Raw genomic sequence first — 23,770 nt, 5'->3', positions numbered from 1 at the left:
TAAACTAATTAAATTAGTTACGTTAAGGGATAGATATGGTAAATACTCTGGTTATTGACACGTCATACGGTTCTACTGTAGGAATTGTGGGATATGAGCCAATTGTAGAAACTGATTCTCACACGCATGTAGAACGTTTACAAGTAAATATTGCGTCTGTAGTTGAAAAAGCAGGATTGAGTGCGAAAGATATAAATCGTATTGTGGTTGGAGTTGGTCCAGCTCCATTTACTGGTCTTCGCGCTGGAATAGTTGCAGCTAAAGCTATTGCTTTCGCAAATAAATCTTCAATCATTGGATGCGATAGCTTGTTGCTTCAAAGTAAAATGGTTCGTTGCCGCGAATTTGATAAAGCTTTGAAAGATGGTCGTGTTTTAAAAGAGTCAATATGCAAAAAATGTGATGAAACATCTTCTCATCATTATGTTCTTTCGCTTAACGATGCGCGCCGCAAGCAAGTATATATGTCTTTATATAACGAATTTGGCGAATCTGTTATAGACATGGATATAGATTATCCAAATAACATAGTAGAGCGCGTAAATAAGTATTTAGAAAGCTTAAATAGCTTTGATTATTGTGTAGACGTATTAGGCCATGGTGCTAAAAAATACTTTGAAGATTGGCAAAAAATTTCTAAAGTAGGTTTTATTGCAGACGTTTGTGCATTAGATTTAGGAGCTAAAGGGTTAGAAATTTTTGAAGATTGCGCGTTAGATCAATCACAGTCTAGTTTAGATCAATCTCAGTCTGCGTTAGATCAATCGCAACTTAATAATAAAATAGCGCAAAAAAATGTTGATCCGCTTTATCTACGAAGACCAGATGTATCTGTGCCTAATCCTTTGAAACATGTTTTAGGATTCGGTGCTGCAAATAAGTTGTGTGATATAAATCAAGTTGATAAGAAATGATAGTAAATATAACGCGCTCTAAATATCCAGCTGATGCAAGTAATCTTTATAAAATTCTTAACAGTGATATTAGTTATAAAAAAGTTATAAATCAAATATCTATGATAGAAAAAGATTTATTCTCTAGCGGATGTTGGAATGAGAATATGATTTCTCAAGAATTAGAAGCTCCTATGCGTCAATACTATGCTGATATAGATGACGAAACGCACGATATACGTGGGTATGCAGGATATTGGTTTGACGGTTTTGACGCGCAAATTATGACTATAGGTGTTTGCCGAGTAAATCAAAGATCTGGGATTGGATCTTCTCTTTTAGATACTATGATGCGTTCAGCTAAAAATATTGGCGCTGAAAGAATGCTACTTGAAGTTAGAGTAGATAATTCTCCTGCGCTCGCTTTATATAAAAATTATGGATTTGAAATAATGGGCTTGCGTAAAAGATATTACCAACCTGAGAATGTAGATGCTTATACAATGTGTGTTAGTTTAAGTTCAGCTTCGGAAAGTGATAAGGCAATCGAGGAAAATAATGAGTGAAGCAATTGTTTTAGGTATTGAATCAACATGTGATGAAACAGCTGCAGCTATTGTGCGCGGCCGTACTTTGGTTTCTAATGTAGTTGCATCTTCTATGCAAGAGCATGCGCGTTATGGTGGCGTAATACCAGAAATTGCTTCACGTGCTCACGCTGAGGCTTTTGTTCCTGTTGTTTCTAAAGCTTTAGCAGATGCAAATATGGATTTGAGTGATGTTGATGCAATTGCTGTAAGTGCTGGTCCTGGTCTTGCAGGTTGCTTAGCTGTAGGAGTTTCTGGAGCTAAAGCTTTAGCTTGGTCTGCAAATAAGCCTATTTATGGAATAAATCACGTAATTGGGCATATTGCTGTAACTCAGCTTCAATTTGGCGATGTACCAGATGACGTTCTTGCTCTTATTGTTTCTGGTGGACACACTTCGCTTTTACATGTTAATGATATTGCGCGCAGCATTGACGTTGTTGGTACAACGTTAGATGATGCTGCAGGTGAATGCTTCGATAAAGTAGCTCGTTTACTTGGATTTCCATATCCTGGTGGTCCTCATATAGATAGGCATGGTCGCAATGGCAATCCTAATACTCTTAAAGTTCCACAAGGATTGACTCAAGGACGATCTGGAAAGGATCATCCTTATGATTTCAGTTTCTCTGGCGTTAAAACTGCTGTTGCTCGTTGGGTTGAAGCTCGTAATGCTCAAGGCATTGAAATTCCTGTTGATGATGTTTGTGCTTCTCTTGCAAATTCTGTTGCAGATGTTCTTTCTAAAAAAGCTATTATGGGTTGTGAACAATATGGTTCTAAGACTCTTATGATTGGTGGAGGATTTTCTGCTAACTCGCAACTTCGTGAACATTTATTAGAGCAAGGTAAAGAACATGGAATAGAAATTCGTTTGCCTGAGCTGAAACTATGTACAGATAACGGAGCTATGGTAGCTATGTTAGGAGTTAATTTAGTTGAAGAAGGAGTAAGACCTTCTAATCCTGATTTTGCGATAGATTCAGCAATGCCTCTTACTACAGTGAGTTTGTAATATTTTTATTGTGGGTTTGTCGTAAAATGATAGTCAATACGAAGGTACATTGATGAATCAATCGATTTTAATGTATTTGTAGAATATTTATAAATTATTTACTGATTATTTTTAAGGATATTCGTGATTCTTATTAAGTGAGGTGTTGAGTGTCAACAAGTAATTCGCGCATTAGAGTTTTGCATAGTGGAGAAAAGGTTCAATTCACTGATCGCAAAGGTAAACGAATTACTGCTCAGCTTATTTATGATGGTGTAACTCAAACTGAACACGGTCTTATATGCCATAATGACGTTATAGGTAAAAGTGAAGGAGTTGTAGTTACAACTGTTACTTCTAACCGTAATTTAAATGATACACTCGAAAATAATGATGTTAAAAAGCCTTGGAAAGCAGCGCGAGCTATTGGTGGCTGGGATTATGTTGCAATGCGTCCTAGGCTTGTAGATTACGTTCTTTCAATGCCAAGAGGCGCTCAAATTATGTATCCTAAAGATATTGCTCAAGTGATTTCTCTTGGCGATATTCGTTCTGGTATGCGCGTTTTGGAGTCTGGGGCTGGCTCTGGAGCTATGAGTTTAAGTTTATTGGATTCTGTAAGTGAAAGTGGTGAATTAACTACTATTGAACTTCGGTCAGAATTCGCAAAAATAGCTGAATCTAACGTTACTTTATATTATTCAAAGCGTCCTGAATGGTGGAAATTGCTCACAGGTGATTTTGAAACTGTTGCAAAAACTTTACCTAATAATTATTACGATCGAATAATGCTAGATATGCTAGATCCTTGGAATAGGCTTGAGGAAGCTTATCGAGTAATAGTTCCTGGAGGCGTTCTTATAGCTTACGTTACTACTACAACGCAAATGTCTAGATTAGTTGAATCTTTGCGATCAATGGGAACTTGGAGTGAACCTGAAATTCAAGAAACATTAGAACGTACTTGGAAAGTTCAAGGATTAGCTGTAAGGCCTGATCATGAAATGATTGGTCATACAGGTTTTCTTATTGTTTCTCGTGCTATGGCTGAAGGTTTTAATGCTCTTAAAAAACGTGAGCATGGTACTAAAGATACTGTTAGTGATATTGACGATTTGACTCCTCAAGAGCGTTCTAATCATCTTGAAGATTTGAATCTTCGCGATATTTCCGACAGAAAATTGAGAAAAGTATTGCGTGATTTAGATATACAACTTGGCTATTTATCTGCCGGGAGGTAATTATGGCGACTTCAATAAAGAAAATTGCTAAAAAGGCTCATCACAGTAAGTATGTTTTATTACTTATGAGACATGCGAAGTCTTTAGCACCATCTATGGGAGATGATTGGGGTCGCGATCTTAGTGATAAAGGATTAAAACAATCTAAAATCATGGCAAAAGGTTTAGAAAGTATGAAACTTGTGCCTGATTATATAGCTTGTTCTAGTGCAAATCGTACAGAGCAAACAGTTAAACGCATGCTTAAACGTTTTGGCGACAAGCCTATAGTTTCTTATCGTAAAAGTCTTTATGATGGCGGAATGCAATCTGTAATGGATGAATTATTATCTGCTAATGACTCAAAAATAACTATGATTGTAGGGCATGAGCCTACTATGTCTATGGCAGCTCAATGGCTTTCTTCTAGCGAATCTGATCCTGATATTTTAGGCAAAATGCGTTTAGGTCTTTCTCATGCTTCGCTTATTATTCTTACTTGCGAAAAACCGTTTTCTACATGCGGTCTAAGAGGAGCAACAGCTATTGCAGTGTTGAATCCTAAAGATTTTGATTAGATTTTACTATATTTTATTTTGATTAGGCTTTGATTAGATTCTTATTAGATTTTATAATAGATTTAATTATTTGCTAAACGAAAGGAAAAATATGGACGATTATAATTATGGTTCATATAATTCAGATAGAGCCTCATCGAACCCTCAAAATGCAAACAATCAATATAACTACCAAGATAATTCATATAATTATCAAAATCAGCAAGGTTCGCAGCAAAATTATTATGATCAATCTCAATATTATGCGAATGATCCTAATAATTCTTATGCAAATAATCAAAGTGATTATCAGTCATATAATCAACAAAACGGATATTCTCAAGCCAATTATTCGCAAGTCAATTATCAAAATAATCCTAATCCAGCTCAGCAGTATCAGCAACCGCAACCTCAACAGTCTTCGCAATCATTTTCTTTTATGCAATCTAACGCATATAGCTACATGAATACTGTTCAAACTAAAGAACAGCTTGCTTCGAAAGTATTTATATTTTCTTATCTCACATCGTTAGCATCTTTAGTTATAGTATCTATTTTGTTCCTTATATTACCTATTATTATATGCTCAGCGTTTATAAGTATTTTTGCGCACATAAAAATTGAGCTTATATACATGTTATGCTTCATTGCAATTATTTTAGCTCCAGCAGCTCGATACTACTATATATGGAAAAATCCTATAAAAAGTATTATTGAAATTTTGCCATATGAATATGCTTCACCAATTGTAAATGGTCCAGTTTTTGATGTTGTAAATGATTTAAGCGCTAGAGTTGGAATTGCATCTCCTGCAATTTATTCAACTTGCATTACTGCAAACGCTTTTGCTATGCGTGATGACAGTGGAAGTGCAATTTTTATTAGCGAAGATTTAATAAATAATTGTACTGTTGACGAAATAAGAGCCATTATTGCTCATGAATTTGCTCATCTTACTAGCAACGATTGTATCGCTAGATCGCGTATTGTAGCTGCATTATCTCGTTTAGCATATTACAGGACTAAAGGACTTAATATTGCTGAGTCTTATTGCCATGGAAGTGCAACTCTTAATCTTGTAGTTAAAAGAACTGCTATTGAATCTGAAAATATGCTTGGAACTTTGATGAAATTCCAATTGGCAGATATTGTCGCATGTTTTGTGCTTTGCTTAATAACTATGGCTGCTCCTTTATTAGGACTGATTATGTTGTATATTGGTTTAATTATTGAGTTGCTAACTATTTCAGCGATATTGGCATACTTTGCTAATACATGTTTCTATCGTTTTATGCGATTCGCAAATGCTTATCATTATATTCTAAAATATGTTAAAACTAATACAACTTATCAGGATGAATATGATGCTGATGCGTATGCTGTAAATTGTGTTCAAGATCCTTTTGTATTGGCTTGTGCAATGTATAAATCTCTAAAATCTATGAATACATATGCATCTGAGCAATTTAGTGTTTTATTAACAGATACATATGCTGAGCCATTGTTACTTATAGGTTTTAATCCTTATTATATTCAATCAAGAATTGATATAAATCGTTTTAATACTCTCTGTGAGATGTACCCAGGTTTAAGTTCGCAATTCCCACCATTGCGTTATTTGGATCAAGAAGAAATCTTAGAACAATAACGTTTTCTTATTTATTAAATCAATCAATTCTTAAGTATTAAATGCGAGGTAAAAATGTACGGAAATCAACCTATGTATAACAATCAAGCGCAATATTCAAACCAGCAATTTTATTCTAATCCTGTATTTGATGTTGGAAAAGTTAAAGATATTACGGATAAATTTATTAAGCGCAATATGATTATGAGAAGTTTAATATGGGTTTTTATACTATTTGGATTTATCCGCTCGTTTAATATTATTTTAGCGCTGATAATAGGAATAGTTATAGGAATAGTTTATGAGCTTATATACAATTATGTAATTACAGGAGATTTAATTAGTAACTACTTAGGTAAAAACAAAGAACCATTGAGAGTAGGTCGAGTAGTAGATTTGACTGAAGAAATGTGTTCAAGATTAGGTGTTGTTATGCCTGAGATTTATACAAAAGATTGCATAAAAGCAGATGCTTTTGTATTAAAAGAAGATTCTCGTTCTGCAATTATTTTCAGCTCTAATTTAATACTTATGGCAAATGATGACGAATTAAGATGTGTTATAGCACACTTGCTTCGTCAATTGCAATTGCCTGAATGTAGTGAGATTTCAAAGATGATTATTAGATTGCATAAGATGCTTATGATATGCAGGACAGAATATTCAATGATATTGCGTCATATATTATTTGCAAAGATTGGATACAATATGGATAGAAAATTTGCAAATAAACGCATTGCAGAAATAAGAAATGTTCTTTGTAATTATTCGCGTTATGAAAGTCTTGACGATTTTGCTGTAAGTGTTACAGGAAATCCTCAAGCAATGGTTTCAATCATGAACAAAATCAACTCTACAATTCTTGAAAGTGATTGGAAGACTGAACTTGATAACAATAACATCGATTTTGATTATGATGCTTCTGTTTTTATAGGTTTCACTTTCAATGATCAAAGTGATTGTCATCTTTTTGAACGCGCTCAAAGCATTTGTTCTAAAATGAATATCTAACCAAGTTCAATATTGAAATTATCTGTTTTATTTCTGTATGATTTAAAAACAGCGTAAATTGTTGCTAGTTATTTAATAACTAGCAACAATTTTTTGTTTAAAATCTGGGTTAGTTCCCAAAATCTTATGAATGCGATTAACTTGACTTCATCAACAAAAGCATAGGTTTTGCTTACAAAAATTATTGCCACTTCAGTTAATTTTTCATTTTAGGAGTATCTATAACATTGTATCCGTGTTGAGTTAATACGGATTTGAGCTGTGAAAGGTAGCGTAAAGACGCTTCTGAAAGCTGAGTTCTTTCATTCTTGATCCAACCAACAAGCATTGTTTCATCGCATTCTAAAGGAATCGTTACAATCTTTTCGTTATTAAGATCACCATTATCAATTCCCGTGCATATGGTGTATCCGTTTAAGCCAATAATGAAGTTCAAAATTGTAGCACGGTCTGTTACGTTTATTTTTTTAGGCGGATGATCAGGCCACACTGCTTCTTCTGTGAAGAAGAAACTTCCGTTTTCACCTTGCTCATATTGTATAAAAGGATATGGCTTCAAATCTTCTAAAGTAAGTCTAGTTTTATTTGCGAGAGGATTTGTCTTAGATATAAATACGTGAAGTTTGGCTCTAAAAAGAGGGTGAAATTCAAGATGCTTTTCACGTAACATCTTGCCAATAACATCTTTGTTATAGTCAGAAATATAGAGTAAACCAAGATCTGCACGCATATCAGCAACTTGATTGATAATAGTTTTAGTTCGCGTTTCTCTAATTGAAAACTCATATTCTTCAGAGTTTAGACTTTTAATCATTTCAACAAAAGCTTCAACAGCAAACATATAATGCTGTGTTGCAACACTACATAATTGACGGCGTTGTTTTACGTTTTTATAACGTTCTTCTAATAAATCAGCTTGATCTAAAACTTGTCTAGCATATTTAAGAAATTCTGCTCCTTCAACAGTTAAAGCAATTCCTTGAGATGAGCGCGTAAATATCTCTATACCTAATTCGCGTTCTAAATCTTTTACTGATGAACTTAAAGCTGGCTGTGAAATGTAAAGTTCGTGAGAAGCTTCATTCATGGATCCGCACTCAACAATTTTCACAATGTACTTTAATTGCAACAGTGTCATTATATTTTAATGCCTTTCAATTTAGGATTTATTTTCGAGAAATTACACAGGAACATTCTATTTTAGCGGCTAGTATAAACTATGATTTTGTTGATGAAGTAATTCTTAATAAAACATTTGAAATAAGAATGCGTTTAGCGGGCTTTATAATTTAACTCCTAAGGATGCTAAGTCTTCTCGTGCTTTTTGTGTGTCTGTAAACACGAATCCATGTATGTTCATTGCATTAGCTGCATCAATATTTTGTATTTTATCGTCAAAAAACACAGTTTGTTCTGCTTTAATGCCGAATCTGTTCATAGCTAATTTGAAGATTTCTGGTTGTGGCTTGTGTAAATGTTCAACTCCAGAAATAACAGTGCCTTGTAAAAGAGTTGAAAGTTCTGGGAATTTGCGTAGTGCAAGTGGGAAAGTTTCGCTAGACCAATTTGTTAAACCCCATACTGTGTATCCAGCTTTACGTAAGTCATTCAAAAGATCAACTATTCCAGGAGTCATGCGTGTAAGAACTTGATCGTAATTAGCGCAATACCAACGGAATGCTTCAGATAGTTCCTTGCCAAATCTATTTTCGTATTCTGGCATAAGATCTTCAAGAAGTTCACCTGAATCCATTCTGTCTTCAAACTCGTAGAATCCAGCTAAATCATCTTTTCCAAAGCTGCCGTTAGGGCAAATTATATCAACTAAGTTCGGGAATTGTTTTTGTAAACAATCGCGGCAATTCCATTCAAGTAAAACTCTGCAATAATCAAACATTACATTATGTATTTCAACAAATTTTTCATTGCTCATTATTTTATCTTTCTTGTTATGTTGTATGTTATTCGCTTAAGAGTTTTATAGTTTCATAATAAGCCCAATTGCTTGTTCGAGTGCTTCAATTATGTCTTTTGCAACTATTGGATGTTCTATTATTAGATCCTCTTTTGTATTTAGAATTTTTTTAATTTCGTTATTATAGTTGTAGTTTTGAGTTTTATGTGATGCCAAAATTGATGCAAAGCTGTGTATTGTTGCTGCGCTTGATGCAATCAATGCATAGTTAAGCTTGTCTTCTTTTTTGCTGTTTTCTTGTTTGCTGTAGTCACTTGGATTCGAATAGTTTTGTGCTAGTAGAGCTCCTAAAATTCCAGCTAAAACATCTCCAGATCCTGCAGTAGCAAGCCAAGATGGTCCGTAATTAGAAATGTATATTGGAAGATCTAGATTTTCTGGTGAAGCAACAATAGTGTTTGAACCTTTAAGTAAAACTGTTGCATTCGTTAGATTTGCTGCAAGAATTGCGTAGTCTATTGGATTTGTTGCTATAAGCTGCGCGTTTGCGTAAATCTCATATCTTTTTAAAAGTGAACTTAATTCCGAATAGTGTGGAGTTAATATAACTTTTGATGATACTTTTTCAGGCAATAGATCTAATGCTCCAGCATCTACACAAATAGGGGGAGTGTCTTGTTGTAATACATTTTCTAAATTATTTGTATTCGTTTTGTTTTCATCTTTTTTGTTTATTGAATATAACTTCAAAATTTCTGAAATATATTCTCTTTGCTCTTTGGTTTCATTATCTTTACAATGTTTTGAATCTGGAATTCCTGATCCAAGTGTTATAGCGTTGACTTTTCCTTGCAATTTTTGTGAAACAACTATCTCTGGTGATGCTTGCAATACAAGATTTTGAGCGCGTAATGCTCCAGCGTAATGTACCATGCCAATATTGCTTTTTGATGCAGCGCTAGTTGTTAGTATTGCTGCTCCTGGATATTCATTTGAACCTGTTATAACTCCGAGGACTCCGCGTGAATATTTGTTTGAGTCTAAATTAGGCTTTTTAAGGTATTTATTTGCGTCTTTTAATTCAACGAATACAGTTTGGCGTGAATTTGAAGATTCTTTAAGAGTAGCTTGGCATAGTTTCATTCTTATAATTGTAGTAATAATCTTGTCTTTAATTGATGTGTATGTTTTTGCGAAAAATAAGAGAAAATTAAAAATTTTTTAAGTTTGGCGTGTCGCGGCGTGTTGCCATGTTATCCTATGCGATTTTTCTTAAATGAATGTAAGCAAAAATCTTTGTTTAGCATTAGATAAATTATGTATGTTGCTTGTTTATTTACTTTAGTGAATTTTATTACAAGTTTTAAGAATCTTGCATTATATCAGATAGAAGATTTAAAAAATGCTTTTTTGCAAAAAAAAATTTGTTTTTTCACAATTTCGTTGACCTTGCACTAGATTTTTTCTATGCTATAAGCGTTATTGCTAACGATAATCTTTCCTAATTAAGAAATTGGAAAATATCGTGAACTAGATAATAAAACAGAATTTAAAACTGACTACAGTAAAACTGACTAGAGATTTAAAGCGCGAATAGCGTAAGTTCCCGAAAGGAAAATTGTGAAAACTGCACGAATTTTTGCAACTGTTGCTACAGCTGCGTTGGTTACATTAAGTATGTGTGCTTGCGGATCTTCTACTAAAACTACGGATCAAAAAGCAAGTGGAAATCAAGTAAATGTTGTTGCTACTACTACACAAATTTGTGATTATGTTACTCAAATTGCATCTACTGCAGATGCAAATTCTGGACTAAGTCTTAATAAGACTGATTCTCAAGGTAAGAAGTCTGTAATAGGAGCGCCTAAAAATAAAGCAAAATCAACTATTAACTTGACTTGCCTGCTTGCTCCGAATGCTTCTGCTCACGAGCATGAAATGACTCCATCTCAGTCTAAAGCTCTTTCTAAAGCAGATTTAATGCTTGTTTCAGGCGTTGATCTTGAGCATTTCTTGGATCAAGCTGTTGAGGCAACTGGCTTTAAAGGCACGATGGGTGTAACTTCTGGAATTCTCACAGCAAGCGAAATTAAAGATCTTAATGGAGAACTTGCGAAAGAAAAGAATCTTCCTTACAAAGTAGATCGTGGAATCGCGAAGGTTCATGCTGAAAAGTGGCCATTCCCTCCAGAAGAGGGCGAGAAAGAACCTGAATTCCAATATGATCCACATATTTGGACTAGCACTAAGAATACGATGATTCAAGTTAAAAATATCGGCGCTTTCCTTGGTAAAGCTCTTCCGGAAAGCAAGTCTATTTTTGACGAGCATGTTGAAAAGTTTGTTAAGTCTTTAACTGATTTGGATTCTTGGGCAACGCAAGCTCTGAATAGTGTTCCTAAAGAGCATCGTGTACTCTTCACTTCTCATGATGCATTTGGATACTTCTCGCGTGATTATAATGTGAAGTTTATTGGTGCTGCACTTTCTGATTTCAATAGTCAGCAAGATGCTACAGCAGACCATATAAAGAAAGCTGCAGAAGATGTTAAGAAGTCTGGTGCTGTAGCATTGTTTGCTGAAAACTCAAATAATTCGAAATCTATTAAGGCTGTTGCTTCTGCTGCAGGTGTTAAAGCTATTATCGGCGATGATGCGCTTTATGGTGATTCTTTAGGACCTGTTGGATCTGATGGTGAAACTTACATTGGTTCTATTGTTCACAATGTTAAAACTCTTGTAAATGCATGGAATGGTAAGGTTCCAGACCTTCCGGAGTCAGTTAGTGATTCATTAAAGAAGTAAACTATATAAAGGCAAAAAATTGAGTAAGAGCGTCCTTGCAATGAAGAATTGCGACCTAGCGTACGGTTATAAAACTGTTGTGACTGGGATTAACGGCAATGTACAAGCTGGTGAAGCTTTGGCTTTAATAGGTCCTAATGGTTCTGGAAAAACAACGTTTTTGCAAGCTATTATTGGTATTGTACGTGTAAGTCGTGGCGAATTGAGTATGCCAAAAGATATATCTATTGGTTATGTTCCTCAGCAAGTAGATTTAGACTTGACTTTTCCAATTACAGCACGTCAAGTTGTAGCTATGGGCTTAAGTAGGAAAACAGGATTTCTTGGTTTGCTTAAAAAAGATCAGAAAAAAGCTGTTGAGGACGCTCTTAAACATGTTGGATTGTTTAATAGAGCTGATGTAAGATTCGGTGATCTTTCAGGAGGTCAACGCCAGAGAATTTTGCTTGCTAGAGCTATTGTTGCACATCCAACGCTTATATTACTTGATGAGCCTTTTAATGGGCTTGACGAGCCAAATCGTAAAGAATTACTTAACATAATGAAATCAGCTAAAAAAGATGGTATTTCGTTTGTTGTTTCAACTCACGATTTAGTTATTGCTGATGCGATTTGCGAAAAAGCTTTGCTTTTAGCTGGGCGTCAGGTTGCTTTTGGATCTCTTCATGAAGTAATGACTAAAGAGAATATTTCTATTGCTTACGGTGGAAGTATTCCTGCTGATAGTGCTGGTCTTACGCTTTATAAGCTAGCTGAAGAGGATTCTAAGATTAGTGATTCTAAATCCGATTTCCCGCAAATTTCCAAAATTACAGAAGTCTGACACATATGCTTGCACAATTAGTTGAGTCGTTAAGAAAAGTTCTTGAATCAATACCCGGCTTTGACTTTATTGCATCTGCGCCTTACATTTTCCGTCCTTTTTGCTTGCTTATAGTTCTATCTATAGCTAGTGGAATTGTTGGAGTATTCGTGAATTTACGATGTGCAGAGTTTAATGCTGAAGCGATAGTTCATGGAATTTTTCCAGGAATTGTGGTTGGTGCTTTATATGGTGGAATAAGTCAAATTATTCCGGGAGCTTCAATATGTGCGATCTTTTTGGTTGCTGCACTAGTTTGGGCTTCTCGTTCTACTCGTATAAATGAGTCTATTATTGCTACTGTTTTAACTACTTTTTTCGCTCTAGGTGTTGTAATTTCTCTTAAAAAAGGAGATATGTCTGGCCAGCTTGAAGCGCTTATGTTTGGTAGACTTCTTGATGTTACAAATGAGCGCATGAGTCAAGCTATCTGGATTTGTTTATTTGCAATTGTTGTTCTTCTAGCAACTTGGAAGAAGCAAATTATAGTTGCGTTTGATAGAGCTTCCTCACCTCTTATGGGTGCAAATACTTTGCTTGTAGATATTGTGTTAAATGTTGGTATTGCTGCTGTTGTAGTTTCAGCATCTTCTGCTGTCGGCGTTTTACTTGTTATTGGATATCTTGTAATTCCTGCTTCTAGTGCTCGATTGGTATCTAGAACTGTAGGACGAATGGTTGCTGTTGCTATTACTGTCGGTATTTTAGGTGTGATTCTTGGAATGTATGTTATGAATCTTGAGCTTGATCATCCTATTTCTCCGCAAGCTGCTGTTGCTTTAAGTATGTGTGCGATGTTTGTAATTGTGTTGATATTTAGATTCTTCTATAGAGTTTTCTGTGCAATGTTGGATTCTAATAGAAATAAAGTTCATCGTGTACTTAAAGAAAATGAAACTAGTGCAGATAGTGCCGATAGTGCAGATAGTTCTAGTGTTTCTTGCTCTAGTGAATCTGATTTTAATAAAGGTATGTGCAAGTAATGGTAAGTATTTGGCAAATTATTGCGCTTCCTATTGTAGAAGCAATTGCTGTAGGAGCTTTATGCGGATTAGTAGGGTCTTTAGCATTGCTAAATCAGCGCGTATTTTTTACAGAATCTATTACGCATGCAGCTTTTCCTGGAGCTGTACTTGGCGTTGTTTGTACATCTTTGTACACAATTGATCAAAATGTGATGTCTACAGGTCTTTTTATTGGTGCAACTTTATCTTGTATTTTTCTTTCTCTTGTTATGCATTTTGTTTCTAAATTAAAAGGTATATCTTCTCAAGCTGCTGCAGGAATAACTTTGACTGTTGGTTTTGCTAGTGGATACTTTCTAAACAAATGGTTTTCTCCTTTGCCTCTTAAAATTGAAGGATTTTTAACAGGTTCGTTACTTAATTGCACTCCAGTTGATGTGACTTTAGCTATATTGTCTTTTGTAATTGCTTTAGGTGTATGGAGTTTTAATTGTTCTAATCTTATTCATTGCTCATTTGATCCTATTGATTACAAAGCATCCGGTGGAAGATATGGTTTAATGCAAGTTGTTGTATTGGCGTTAATTATTATCACAGTTTCGGTTATTATTCCTGCTGTTGGAACTGTTGTGTCTGTATCTTTGATTGCTGCTCCTGCTGCAGCTTTGAAGAATAGGATATCTTCTATAAACAAGTTTGTTTTTACTTGCGTAATTTCATCTATTTTTATATCGCTTGTTGGATTAGCGTTATCAGTAATCTTAAAGCTTTCTGCAGGAGGAACTATTGCAATTGTTGCTGGATCTTTCTTCTTGATTATGAAATTTAGTGAATGGTTTGTTTTTAGTGTATTTAAGAAACAAATTAAATCAGCGTAATATTTAAGTCTTAAGAGTGTCATAGAGTATCAATGAATTGTGCGTGAACAATGCGCATGATTGACGTCGTTTAGCGATTTAATCTTAAAATTTAACCGCATTAAATTCGACGCCACGCAAGTCCAGGTCTGCACATTAGTAACGCAAGACCCCGATAGAAAAGGACAATTATGGCTGAAAATACCATCTCCATCACCGTAAACGAGGAACGCAAGGAGGTGGATGCAAGCTTCACTGGCGTTGAACTTTTCGCGGAAGATAAAAATATTATTGCCGTGCGTTTAAATGGCGAGTTGCGTGATTTGTACACGCCTCTTCATGACGGCGATACCGTGGAATCAGTAGCCCTTGATAGTGAAGATGGCATCGCAATCATGCGTCATTCCGCTACTCACGTGATGGCTCAGGCTGTTCAAGAAATTCGACCAGACGCAAAGTTAGGCGTTGGCCCTGTGATTAAAGACGGCTTCTACTACGATTTTGATGTTGATACTCCGTTTACGCCGGACGATTTGAAGCAAATCGAAAAGCATATGCAGCGCATTATTAAAGAGTCGCAATCCTTCCATCGCCGCGTTGTAACTGAAGATGAAGCGCGAGCTGAAGAAGCAAATCAACCTTATAAGTTGGAGTTGATTGAAGATAAAGAAGCTGCTCTTGATCCTGCTGCCTCTGGAGAAATCAGCAAGCATGAGCTTAGCATGTACGACAACTTGGATCGCGAAGGCAATAAAGTTTGGAGCGATTTGTGCAGAGGTCCTCACTTGCCAAACACGCGTTATATTAAAGCTTTTAAGCTTGAGCGTGTTGCTGCTGCTTACTGGCGTGGCTCTGAGCATAATCCTATGCTTCAGCGAATTTACGGCACTGCATGGCCTAGCAAGGAAGAGCTTAAGGCTTATACAACTCGTATGGAAGAAGCTGCTAAGCGCGATCATCGTAAGCTTGGTCAAGAGATGGATTTGTTCTCATTCCCAGATGAGATTGGCCCAGGATTGGCAGTATTCCATCCAAAGGGTGCTGCGATTATTAACGCAATGGAAGATTATTCTAGAGAGCAGCATCGCAAGCATCATTATAGCTTTGTGCAAACTCCTCATATTACTAAAGGTGGTTTGTATGAAACTTCAGGCCATTTGCAATGGTATAAGGATGGAATGTATCCTCCGATGAAACTTGATGAAGAATGTGACGAAAATGGTAACGTTACTCGTCAAGGTGCTGATTACTATTTGAAACCAATGAATTGCCCAATGCATAATTTGATTTTCAAATCGCGTCAGCGTTCTTATCGTGAGCTTCCTTTGCGCTTGTTCGAGTTTGGTACTGTATATCGTTACGAAAAGTCTGGTGTTGTTCATGGTTTAACTCGTGTGCGCGGATTAACTCAAGATGATTCGCATATTTATTGCACTCGTGAACAGATGCGTGATGAGTTAAAGAGCTTGCTTAACTTTGTGCTTGGTCTTCTTAAAGACTTTGGTTTGAATGATTTCTATTTGGAGCTTTCTACTAAAGATGAGCACAAGTTTGTTGGTTCTGATGAGATTTGGCAAGAAGCAACTAGCACTTTAGCTGAGGTTGCTAAAGAGTCTGGTTTGGAACTCGTGGACGATCCAGGTGGAGCTGCATTCTATGGTCCTAAGATTTCAGTGCAAGCTCGCGATGCAATCGGACGTACTTGGCAGGTTTCTACTATTCAGCTTGATTTCAACTTGCCTGAGCGCTTTAAGTTGGAGTATATTGCAGCTGACGGTAGCCATCAGCGCCCTGTTATGATTCACCGTGCACTCTTTGGATCTATTGAGCGTTTCTTTGCTATTTTGCTTGAGCATTATGCAGGCGCATTCCCAGCATGGCTTGCTCCAGTGCAAGTAACTGGTGTTCCTGTTGCAGACGAGTTTGCTCCGCATTTGCAAAAGTTTATTAGTGATTTGGAAGAGAATATGGTTCGTTGCGAAATGGACAGTTCTGACGATCGCTTTGGTAAGAAGATTCGTAATGCTTCTAAATCTAAAGTGCCATTCACTATTATTGCTGGCGAAGAGGATGTTAATAATAATGCTGTTAGCTTCCGATTCCGCGATGGTAGCCAATTGAATGGTGTTCCTGTTCAGCAAGCTAAAGAGTGGATTTTATCCATTATTAAGCAGCGCGTTCAGGTGAATACTTCTGAAGATTTCGAGCGCTATACTAAATGATTAAGTTATCTAACTTAATAAATAGCTTAATCTTTTGTATAAGTTGAATCTTAAATAACAAAAGCCCACGCTTCTTAACGTTGTGTGGGCTTTTGCTATCTTTTTGCTATTTTCTTACATACTCACGGTACTATAAAAGTGTTAACTGAACACAAGTTTTACTTGTGAATGAGCTAGGAAGGTTTCATTTAATGTTGGAATCATTGCGAAGCGGCTTTAAGCGCATTATTGCTCCGGTTGCAAAATTGCTAGTTCGCCTAGGTGTAAGTGCTAATTCTGTAACAATTGTTGGCACGTTAGCAGTAGTTGTTACAGCATTTGTGACGGCTTTTACGGGTCAACTTATTATAGGAACTATATTACTTACTATTTTTGTACTTGCAGATGGTTTAGATGGCTCTGTTGCATCATTGACAACTGGTGGTACAAAATTCGGTGCATTCCTTGATTCAACTCTTGATCGCATTGCAGATTGGTCATTATTTGTTGCAATAGGGATTTGCTTGTATCGTGCTAAAAATTCTTACGTATGCATTTTCCTTCCATCTGTACTTGGAATTTCATTAAAATATATTGGTTTACTTAGTTGCGCAATTGCTCTAATGGCAGCTTTCGTAACTTCGTATACTCGCGCTCGCGGTCAGTCAATTTCAGTTGATCCTAAAAGTGGATTGATTACTAGAGCAGATCGAGTTGCTGTGATACTTATTTCTATGGCTATTTCTGGTTTAACTAATCAGCTTTTTTGGCTAAGTTGCGCTATGATATTGCTTTCTATTGGTGGTATTGTGACTGTTGTTCAGAGAATTATTGAAGTAAAACAAGGTCTTAAATAAAAATAATAATAAGATTTGTCGCTAAAGTGCATTAAAATCGTCACGTTTGTATAACTGTACATTTGTTAGGAGCATCATGTCAGGTCATTCCAAGTGGGCGACCACAAAGCATAAGAAAGCTGCTATTGACGCTAAGCGTGGTAAGCTTTTTGCTAAGCTTATTAAGAATATTGAAATCGCTGCACGTTTGGGGGGTGGCGATCCTGATGGTAATCCAACATTGTATGATGCCATCGTTAAAGCTAAAAAGGCTTCTATGCCTGCTGATAACATCAAGCGCGCTGTTAAGCGTGGCTCTGGTGAGGAAGCTGGCGGCGCAAACTATGAGGAGATTGTTTACGAAGGCTATGCTCCTGCAGGCGTTGGTTTAATTATTGAATGCCTCACAGATAATAGAAATCGTGCTGCTGCTGACGTTCGTTCTACTCTTACTAAAGGTAATGGTTCTTTGGCAACAACTGGTTCTGTGAGTTTCAACTTTGAGCGTAAAGGCTTGATTGAGGTTTCCTCTGAAGGCGTTGATTACGATAAGCTTTTCGAGGTTGCTGCTGTTGCTGGTGCTGAAGATGTTGCTGATGACGGCGATGTGTATTCTGTATACACTGATCCAAGTGATTTAGTAACAGTTCGTAAAGCTTTGCAAGAAGCCGGTTTTGATTACGATTCTGCAGATATTATTATGCATCCGAATAATGAAGTTGAGCTAAGTTTTGAAGATGCTCAAAAGGTTTCTCGTTTGATTGATAATCTTGATGACCTTGATGATGTCCAGAATATTTATAGTAATTGGACTGCATCTGATGAAGTTATGGCTCAGCTTGAGGAAGCAGAATAGTTTCATATGATGATTTTTGGCGTTGACCCCGGGCTTACTCGCTGTGGGGTTGGCGTGATTGAAGCCGGCGTTTCGCGTCGGCTTTCTTTTATTCACGTCGATGTGTTGAGATCTGATCCGGATCTTTCTCAGGATTTGCGACTATTAAAGATTTACAATGGTCTAGTTGAAAAGATTGAGCGTTTTTCTCCAGACGTTGTTTCTATTGAGAGAGTGTTTGCTCAAGAGAATCGTAATACTGTTCTAGGCACTGCTCAAGTAGCAGGTATTGCTATGCTTGTTGCTGCTCAGCGAAATATTCCAGTTGCTTTACATACTCCTACTGAAGTAAAACTTGCGGTTGCTGGTAATGGAAAAGCTGAAAAAAAGCAAGTTGAGCGTATGGTTGCGCGCCTTCTTGGTCTTAATGTTTTGCCAACTCCAGCTGATGCTGCTGATGCCTTAGCTCAAGCTATTTGTCATGCTCTTCGTCCATCTGGAGCATTGCAAGGAGGAGAGCGAGAGCAGCATCTAACAAATGCCCAGAAACAATGGGCTTTAGCTTCGCGCGCGGCACGCTGCAAATCAAGTGTCGCTCGAGGCATGTAGTATACAAAATAGAACAGATGTTCTACTGCGATTGTTTTCAGAATGTTTGTTGCAACTTTTGTTGTAATTGTTTTGTTGCGATTGTGGCGGCTTTTAGATGGTTTTACAAGTTCTTAGAAGACGAAGGTGAGCGTTTATGATTGGTATGCTTGTTGGGCAAGTTGTGTCAGTTGATTCTCGTACTGCGCTTATTCTTGTTTCGTCAGTTGGCTACGAAACTTATATGTCGTCTCAAGATTTGTCTTCTTTGCATGAAGGGCAGGAAGTTCGTGTTTACACGTCAATGCAAGTTTCTCAGGATGCAATAACTTTATATGGTTTTACATCTCAAGCAGCTAAACGCATGTTTTTGCAAGTTCAAAAAGTTAGTGGTATTGGTCCTAAAGTAGCTCTTTCTTTACTTTCAACTCTTAATGTTGATCGTTTAGTTAAAGCAATTGCGGATGGGGATGTAACTTCGCTTTCAGCTGCTCCTGGTTTAGGTAAGAAGGGTGCTCAGAAGATTATTTTGGAACTTAAAGGGTCGCTTGATTCTGCTTTATTTGCTAGTGATAATAGTGATACTTCTAAGTTGCAAAATAAGAATGTTGATTCCGCAAAGCAGTCTGTTATTTATGGTCTTGTATCTCTTGGTTGGCGCCAAGTAGACGCTCAAAAAGCTGTTGAACAAGTTTGTGCTGAAAATAATATTGTTGCTCCTATAACTGAAGCAGATATGCCTAATGTTTTGCGCATGGCATTGACTTTGCTAGATAGGGGTAGATGATTATGTTGCTTAATAATTATAAAGTATTGGGGGAGTTGAAGTGAGTGATGAATATACTTCTGCGGTAAATACTGGCGTTGCTGAAGAATCATTGCGTATGGTTTCTTCATCTTCTTTAGGAAATGAGCAAGTTAGCGATGAGGAGCTTCGTCCGCACGCTTTAGAAGGTTTTATTGGACAGCCTCTTTTAAAAGCTCAGTTGCAACTCTTTTTAGATGCTGCGAAAAAACGTGACGTTCCGCCTGATCACATGCTTTTAGCTGGTCCTCCAGGTTTAGGTAAAACTACTCTTGCAATGATTGTAGCTAACGAATTGCAAGTTCCTATTCGTATTACTTCTGGTCCTGCTATTCAGCATGCAGGTGATTTAGCGTCAATTTTGAGTTCTCTTGATGAAGGAGAAGTATTATTTATTGACGAGATTCACAGGTTGCCGCGTGCTGCTGAAGAATTGCTTTATATTGCTATGGAAGATTTCCGCGTTGATGTTATGGTTGGTAAAGGTCCGGGAGCGTCTTCTATACCTTTAACTCTTCCACGTTTTACAGTAGTTGGTGCGACCACTAGAGAGGGTATGCTTCCTTCTCCATTGCGAGCGCGTTTTGGTTTTACTGCGCATTTGGATTTTTACCCACACGAAGAGTTGGAAAAGCTTGTTAAACGTTCTTCGTCTGTTCTTGGAGTAAAGCTTCAAAATCAAGCAGCTAAAGAGCTTGCTGTCCGCTCTAGAGGAACTCCTAGAATTGCAAACCGTTTGCTAAGACGTGTTAGAGATTGGGCTATTGTTCACAATCTTAAAGAAGTTAATTGTGATGATGTAATAGAAGCGTTATCTTTGTATCAGATTGATACTCAAGGGCTTGATCGTTTAGATATTTCTGTACTAAAGGCTATTGTTTGCCAATTTAATGGAGGTCCTGTTGGGCTTAATAATCTTGCAGCAATGGTTGGTGAGGAATCAGAAACCGTTGAAACAGTTTGTGAGCCGTATTTAGTTCGTGAAGGATTCTTAATTAGAACTCCTAAAGGTCGTGTTGCAACGCCTAAAGCTTGGAAACATTTAGGTTTAAAAGAGCCTGATAATGTCAGCTCGCTATTTTAAAATAATCATTTTGGACGGCATTTCGCCCGTCTTAGGGTTGGATATTTAAGGAGTTAGTTGTGCCTTCAATCTTTAATAACTATGGTCTTATTATTTTTTTGGTTTTTGCTATTGGCTTATTGTTCTTCCAATCGAGAAGCATGAAAAAACGTCAAGCTGAAGCACGTTCATTCTATGATTCTTTGAAACCTGGTACTGAAGTTATCACTATTGGTGGCATTATTGGAAAAGTTGTTAGCGTGGATACGAAGTATGAGGAAATCGTTATTGATTCTGAAGGAAGTTTATTGCGATTCTCATTCCGCGCTGTGAATAGAGAATATACACGTCCTGCTTTTATTAGCGATGAAGAGTCTGAAGACGATAAAGCAGAGTCCAATGCAGAGTCCAATGTAGAGTCCAATGTAGAGGATTCTAATAAGAATGCTGAAAACTCTTCAGAAAATACTCATGAATCTAATGAAATAGAATCTAGCTTAGAAGTAACTAATAAAACTAGTAAAGATGAATCTATTGAAGATTCTAATGATGACAATACTGTCAGTGAGGAAGAATAGTAGGAACTAATAATTCTTACAATCTTAATAAAAGCATAAAGTATATCTGAATTTTCAGCATTATTCCCTTCGTTTTAATGCAATTGATTAAAAGTTAAGAGTTTTAATATATAGGTTGTTGAAAGTCGAAACAATAATGCTGTTTGATTCCAATTGTGAGAATAAATGCATATTGGAGCCAGTATTCTTCATTAGTTGATATATATGAATTGTTTTCATCAAAATGTTTGAGAGAAAAGAATAGTAGGATTATGCAAATATCGGATGTAAAAGCGGGCAAAACAGCTGATATAACAGTAAAGCCACTTAAAACAATAAGCAAAGAAGATTCTCAATATTTGGCTTCTCTGATTCGTACTGTTCCAGGATTTCCTAGTCCAAATATTATATTCCGTGATTTTCTCCCTATATTTTCTTCTACTCGTGGAATGAATATATTAGTAAATTCTCTTATTGATGCTTTGCCTGTTCCAGTTGATTCTTTTGATTTGGTAGCAGGATTAGAAGCTAGAGGATTTTTATTTGGCCCTCTTCTTGCTGCGCGATTAGGCAAGGGTTTTATAGCTGTTCGTAAAGCAGGTAAATTACCTCCTGATGTTATTAGTGAATCTTATTCTTTAGAATATGGTGAAGCTAAAATTGAGATTGAGTGTAATCTTGTTAAGCCTGGTCAAAGAGTTCTAATTGTTGATGATTTGATTGCTACAGGTGGAACTGCTAAAGCTGCTGCAAAATTGATTGAACGCTCTGGCGGCGTTGTTGCAGGTTTCTCTTTTGTAATGGAACTTACTGGTATCAGCGGTATGGATGATTTGAGATCATATAATTGTTCAAGTTTAATGACTATGCCAGCGTAGATTTTATTTATAATATAAAAATAGTAGGTTGTTGGATTTGTTCGAATGCGACCGAAGAAAATAGGAATAGTTTGTAGTATTCGGAGGCAATTATGGAAAGATTAAAATCTTATGTTATAACTTTCCTTAAAGGAATTGCATCTCCTATTATTACTATGATTGTGTTTGCATTAACAATCGGATTGTTTTTGTCTTTAACATTACTTGTTATTTCTATAGAAGAAGGAACAGGTAATTTTTCTGATTCTGCTATGTCTATTACTTGTGCCACTTTAATGCTTGCTCAAGGTGTTGGGCTAGGATTTGATGGTTTCATTTTAACTATAATTCCGCTTGGATTAACTTTTCTACTTATAGCATTTATGTCTTGGCTTATTAGTCGTTTTAAAGGAAGCATACCTGTTTATATTATTGGTTTAGTTTGTTGGATTATTTTAAATGGAATTATTTCGCGTAATACTTCTATTGAATTGTTAGACTCACTTCCAATATTATTAGTAAAAAGTTCTGTTATATACATAATTTCTTTACTATTTGCTGTAATTCCAAATAGTAAAATTATGAATTTTGTTAAAGATTGGATTAAAAAATATATTCCTTCTATTGCTTGTAAAGCTATTAGACTTTCAGTAATTGGTACTTTAGCTGTAGTAATTGTTTATGCTGTAGTTTCTTGTGTTTTTATTGTACTTTTCTCTGTGTTGGGTGCTGAAAACGTTGAGTCGTATTTTGTGACTTTAGATATGCAACAAGGTTCTAGAATTCTGACTACTATTGCTTGCTTAGCGTGGCTACCTAATGTTGTTTTATGGATTTTGTCATGGATATGTGGTGCAGGTTTTTCGTTTGGCAGCGTTGCTTCTTTTGCACTGAATCATGCATCTTATAAACAAATTCCTCCAGTTCCAGTGTTTGGAATATTTCCGCATGCTGTCACGGGGAATTTACAACAATTGTTGATATTAGGTGCGATTCCTGCATCCATGTTTATATGTGCTTTATTTATATTATTCCTTAAAAATGGATGCAATATACGTTTGCGTTGTAGTTCAAATAAGATTGATTATAAGCAAACTTTTATCGATTTTTCGTTTTCTGCTGTCTGCTTAGTTGCTATTGCATCATGTACAACAATTGTTATGACAATTATTTTTAATTGTTGTAATGGTTCTCTTGGGCAATATCGCCTTAAGAATGTAGGTGTTAATATTATTGAAAGTGTTCATGCTGTTGGCCAATCTACTTTGTTGCCTTTTATTTCAGCATGGCTTGTTTCTTTAATTGGAATCGTATTATTATGCTTAATTCGTCTTTTATTAGACTTTATTAAGAATAAATATTTTCCTCATAAAGATGATAATAAAATCAATTCTTCAGCTTCAGATGAAGAAAAAACTATTATTAGTTCTTCAAGTAATACTAGTGAAAAAAGTTCGAGTGGCTCTAACAGTTCTAACAGTTCTAACAGTTTGAGTACTTCAAGCAATTCGAGTAGCTCAAACAGTTTGAGTAATGCTAATAGTTCAAGCAGTTCGTGTAATACTAATAGTTTGAGTAGTTTTAGTAATACTAATAGTTCGTTTAAGTCACGCGAAAATAATAATGAAGATGTTTCTAAAGAATCATCTGATAATCCACCTTTGTCTTCAAAGCATAATGTTCCTAGAACAGTACGCTCGAAGACTGTAAAAGAATAAACCTCATCCAATATAAG

At 36.2% G+C, this 23,770-nt stretch carries 24 protein-coding genes; 21 read left to right on the top strand and 3 right to left on the bottom strand.

Translation table 11 applies throughout. The features are described from left to right. Positions 1–35: 35 nt before the first annotated feature. From tsaB to Q0X59_RS00740, 7 genes are all read left to right on the top strand, one after another. Positions 36–914, top strand: a complete 879-nt coding sequence (gene tsaB, locus Q0X59_RS00770) for a tRNA (adenosine(37)-N6)-threonylcarbamoyltransferase complex dimerization subunit type 1 TsaB (RefSeq protein WP_297642465.1) — start codon at positions 36–38, stop codon at positions 912–914. Then, a complete protein-coding gene (gene rimI, locus Q0X59_RS00765) occupies positions 911–1,459 on the top strand; it encodes a ribosomal protein S18-alanine N-acetyltransferase (RefSeq protein ID WP_297642463.1) in 549 nt (182 codons plus the stop codon). The genes tsaB and rimI overlap by 4 nt, the downstream gene beginning before the upstream one ends. Further along, positions 1,452–2,495, top strand: a complete 1,044-nt coding sequence (tsaD, locus tag Q0X59_RS00760; RefSeq protein WP_297642461.1) for a tRNA (adenosine(37)-N6)-threonylcarbamoyltransferase complex transferase subunit TsaD — start codon at positions 1,452–1,454, stop codon at positions 2,493–2,495. The genes rimI and tsaD overlap by 8 nt, the downstream gene beginning before the upstream one ends. A 149-nt stretch (positions 2,496–2,644) precedes the next feature. Next, the gene (locus Q0X59_RS00755; protein ID WP_297642459.1) at positions 2,645–3,715 is read left to right on the top strand and encodes a tRNA (adenine-N1)-methyltransferase; all 1,071 of its coding nucleotides are present in this window, start codon (positions 2,645–2,647) and stop codon (positions 3,713–3,715) included. Between the two features lie 2 nt (positions 3,716–3,717). After that, entirely contained in the window at positions 3,718–4,272 is a 555-nt protein-coding gene (locus Q0X59_RS00750; protein WP_075523209.1) for a histidine phosphatase family protein, read from the top strand. 91 nt (positions 4,273–4,363) lie between these two features. Then, positions 4,364–5,899 (top strand): M48 family metalloprotease, encoded by a 1,536-nt coding sequence (locus Q0X59_RS00745; protein ID WP_297642456.1) that lies wholly within the window; start codon positions 4,364–4,366, stop codon positions 5,897–5,899. A gap of 54 nt (positions 5,900–5,953) precedes the next feature. Then, complete coding sequence (locus Q0X59_RS00740; RefSeq protein WP_297642454.1) at positions 5,954–6,889, top strand: M48 family metalloprotease; 936 nt, start codon at positions 5,954–5,956, stop codon at positions 6,887–6,889. 196 nt (positions 6,890–7,085) lie between these two features. On the opposite strand, the gene Q0X59_RS00735 is transcribed toward Q0X59_RS00740, so the two are convergent. From Q0X59_RS00735 to Q0X59_RS00725, 3 genes are all read right to left on the bottom strand, one after another. Next, positions 7,086–8,027 (bottom strand): LysR family transcriptional regulator, encoded by a 942-nt coding sequence (locus Q0X59_RS00735; protein WP_075523206.1) that lies wholly within the window; start codon positions 8,025–8,027, stop codon positions 7,086–7,088. 144 nt (positions 8,028–8,171) lie between these two features. Beyond that, on the bottom strand, positions 8,172–8,822 hold the full coding sequence (locus Q0X59_RS00730) for an HAD family phosphatase (RefSeq protein WP_075523205.1): 651 nt from the start codon (positions 8,820–8,822) through the stop codon (positions 8,172–8,174). Positions 8,823–8,867: 45 nt separating this feature from the next. Then, positions 8,868–9,776, bottom strand: a complete 909-nt coding sequence (locus Q0X59_RS00725) for an ADP/ATP-dependent (S)-NAD(P)H-hydrate dehydratase (protein ID WP_366517009.1) — start codon at positions 9,774–9,776, stop codon at positions 8,868–8,870. Here Q0X59_RS00725 and Q0X59_RS06170 point away from each other — a divergent pair. From Q0X59_RS06170 to Q0X59_RS00660, 14 genes are all read left to right on the top strand, one after another. Beyond that, positions 9,736–10,029 carry a hypothetical protein gene (locus Q0X59_RS06170; protein ID WP_366517010.1) on the top strand — a complete coding sequence of 98 codons (294 nt, stop codon included), beginning with the start codon at positions 9,736–9,738 and terminating at the stop codon, positions 10,027–10,029. The genes Q0X59_RS00725 and Q0X59_RS06170 overlap by 41 nt on opposite strands. Before the next feature lie 395 nt (positions 10,030–10,424). After that, positions 10,425–11,609, top strand: a complete 1,185-nt coding sequence (locus Q0X59_RS00720) for a zinc ABC transporter substrate-binding protein (RefSeq protein WP_296157872.1) — start codon at positions 10,425–10,427, stop codon at positions 11,607–11,609. Between the two features lie 40 nt (positions 11,610–11,649). Then, positions 11,650–12,432, top strand: coding sequence for a metal ABC transporter ATP-binding protein (locus Q0X59_RS00715; RefSeq protein ID WP_075523201.1), 783 nt, complete (start codon positions 11,650–11,652; stop codon positions 12,430–12,432). 5 nt (positions 12,433–12,437) lie between these two features. Beyond that, positions 12,438–13,454: a metal ABC transporter permease gene (locus Q0X59_RS00710; RefSeq protein ID WP_103043010.1), complete on the top strand. Its 1,017-nt coding sequence runs from the start codon at positions 12,438–12,440 to the stop codon at positions 13,452–13,454. Further along, positions 13,454–14,314 (top strand): metal ABC transporter permease, encoded by an 861-nt coding sequence (locus Q0X59_RS00705; protein ID WP_075523200.1) that lies wholly within the window; start codon positions 13,454–13,456, stop codon positions 14,312–14,314. The genes Q0X59_RS00710 and Q0X59_RS00705 overlap by 1 nt, the downstream gene beginning before the upstream one ends. Before the next feature lie 170 nt (positions 14,315–14,484). Further along, on the top strand, positions 14,485–16,515 hold the full coding sequence (gene thrS / locus Q0X59_RS00700) for a threonine--tRNA ligase (RefSeq protein WP_297642450.1): 2,031 nt from the start codon (positions 14,485–14,487) through the stop codon (positions 16,513–16,515). A gap of 191 nt (positions 16,516–16,706) precedes the next feature. Further along, on the top strand, positions 16,707–17,351 hold the full coding sequence (locus tag Q0X59_RS00695; protein ID WP_297642449.1) for a CDP-alcohol phosphatidyltransferase family protein: 645 nt from the start codon (positions 16,707–16,709) through the stop codon (positions 17,349–17,351). A gap of 76 nt (positions 17,352–17,427) precedes the next feature. Then, positions 17,428–18,186 (top strand): YebC/PmpR family DNA-binding transcriptional regulator, encoded by a 759-nt coding sequence (locus Q0X59_RS00690; protein ID WP_075523197.1) that lies wholly within the window; start codon positions 17,428–17,430, stop codon positions 18,184–18,186. A 6-nt stretch (positions 18,187–18,192) separates the two neighbouring features. Next, complete coding sequence (gene ruvC, locus Q0X59_RS00685; protein WP_075523196.1) at positions 18,193–18,774, top strand: crossover junction endodeoxyribonuclease RuvC; 582 nt, start codon at positions 18,193–18,195, stop codon at positions 18,772–18,774. Between the two features lie 136 nt (positions 18,775–18,910). Continuing rightward, on the top strand, positions 18,911–19,540 hold the full coding sequence (gene ruvA, locus Q0X59_RS00680; protein ID WP_103043014.1) for a Holliday junction branch migration protein RuvA: 630 nt from the start codon (positions 18,911–18,913) through the stop codon (positions 19,538–19,540). A 40-nt stretch (positions 19,541–19,580) separates the two neighbouring features. Further along, positions 19,581–20,642, top strand: a complete 1,062-nt coding sequence (gene ruvB / locus Q0X59_RS00675; RefSeq protein ID WP_075523194.1) for a Holliday junction branch migration DNA helicase RuvB — start codon at positions 19,581–19,583, stop codon at positions 20,640–20,642. Positions 20,643–20,701: 59 nt separating this feature from the next. Continuing rightward, positions 20,702–21,199, top strand: coding sequence for a preprotein translocase subunit YajC (gene yajC / locus Q0X59_RS00670; RefSeq protein ID WP_103043015.1), 498 nt, complete (start codon positions 20,702–20,704; stop codon positions 21,197–21,199). A gap of 251 nt (positions 21,200–21,450) precedes the next feature. Next, complete coding sequence (locus tag Q0X59_RS00665; RefSeq protein WP_075523192.1) at positions 21,451–22,056, top strand: adenine phosphoribosyltransferase; 606 nt, start codon at positions 21,451–21,453, stop codon at positions 22,054–22,056. 92 nt (positions 22,057–22,148) lie between these two features. Further along, positions 22,149–23,753: a DUF6350 family protein gene (locus Q0X59_RS00660; protein WP_297642444.1), complete on the top strand. Its 1,605-nt coding sequence runs from the start codon at positions 22,149–22,151 to the stop codon at positions 23,751–23,753. Positions 23,754–23,770: the final 17 nt, after the last annotated feature.

The organism is uncultured Gardnerella sp., from assembly GCF_947280595.1.
Classification (GTDB): Bacteria; Actinomycetota; Actinomycetes; order Actinomycetales; family Bifidobacteriaceae; genus Bifidobacterium; species Bifidobacterium vaginale_A.
The sequence above is the reverse complement of the archived record's forward strand: the minus strand, read 5'-3'. Positions and strand labels throughout refer to the sequence as shown.

Bases quoted from the DNA above. Each gene is read 5' to 3' on its own strand.
- tsaB (WP_297642465.1), top strand. From the start codon at position 36: ATGGTAAATACTCTGGTTATTGACACGTCATACGGTTCTACTGTAGGA.
- rimI (WP_297642463.1), top strand. From the start codon at position 911: ATGATAGTAAATATAACGCGCTCTAAATATCCAGCTGATGCAAGTAAT.
- tsaD (WP_297642461.1), top strand. From the start codon at position 1,452: ATGAGTGAAGCAATTGTTTTAGGTATTGAATCAACATGTGATGAAACA.
- Q0X59_RS00750 (WP_075523209.1), top strand. From the start codon at position 3,718: ATGGCGACTTCAATAAAGAAAATTGCTAAAAAGGCTCATCACAGTAAG.
- Q0X59_RS00745 (WP_297642456.1), top strand. From the start codon at position 4,364: ATGGACGATTATAATTATGGTTCATATAATTCAGATAGAGCCTCATCG.
- Q0X59_RS00740 (WP_297642454.1), top strand. From the start codon at position 5,954: ATGTACGGAAATCAACCTATGTATAACAATCAAGCGCAATATTCAAAC.
- Q0X59_RS00735 (WP_075523206.1), bottom strand. From the start codon at position 8,027: ATGACACTGTTGCAATTAAAGTACATTGTGAAAATTGTTGAGTGCGGA.
- Q0X59_RS00730 (WP_075523205.1), bottom strand. From the start codon at position 8,822: ATGAGCAATGAAAAATTTGTTGAAATACATAATGTAATGTTTGATTAT.
- Q0X59_RS06170 (WP_366517010.1), top strand. From the start codon at position 9,736: ATGCCAATATTGCTTTTTGATGCAGCGCTAGTTGTTAGTATTGCTGCT.
- Q0X59_RS00715 (WP_075523201.1), top strand. From the start codon at position 11,650: ATGAAGAATTGCGACCTAGCGTACGGTTATAAAACTGTTGTGACTGGG.
- Q0X59_RS00710 (WP_103043010.1), top strand. From the start codon at position 12,438: ATGCTTGCACAATTAGTTGAGTCGTTAAGAAAAGTTCTTGAATCAATA.
- Q0X59_RS00705 (WP_075523200.1), top strand. From the start codon at position 13,454: ATGGTAAGTATTTGGCAAATTATTGCGCTTCCTATTGTAGAAGCAATT.
- thrS (WP_297642450.1), top strand. From the start codon at position 14,485: ATGGCTGAAAATACCATCTCCATCACCGTAAACGAGGAACGCAAGGAG.
- Q0X59_RS00695 (WP_297642449.1), top strand. From the start codon at position 16,707: ATGTTGGAATCATTGCGAAGCGGCTTTAAGCGCATTATTGCTCCGGTT.
- Q0X59_RS00690 (WP_075523197.1), top strand. From the start codon at position 17,428: ATGTCAGGTCATTCCAAGTGGGCGACCACAAAGCATAAGAAAGCTGCT.
- ruvC (WP_075523196.1), top strand. From the start codon at position 18,193: ATGATGATTTTTGGCGTTGACCCCGGGCTTACTCGCTGTGGGGTTGGC.
- ruvA (WP_103043014.1), top strand. From the start codon at position 18,911: ATGATTGGTATGCTTGTTGGGCAAGTTGTGTCAGTTGATTCTCGTACT.
- Q0X59_RS00665 (WP_075523192.1), top strand. From the start codon at position 21,451: ATGCAAATATCGGATGTAAAAGCGGGCAAAACAGCTGATATAACAGTA.
- Q0X59_RS00660 (WP_297642444.1), top strand. From the start codon at position 22,149: ATGGAAAGATTAAAATCTTATGTTATAACTTTCCTTAAAGGAATTGCA.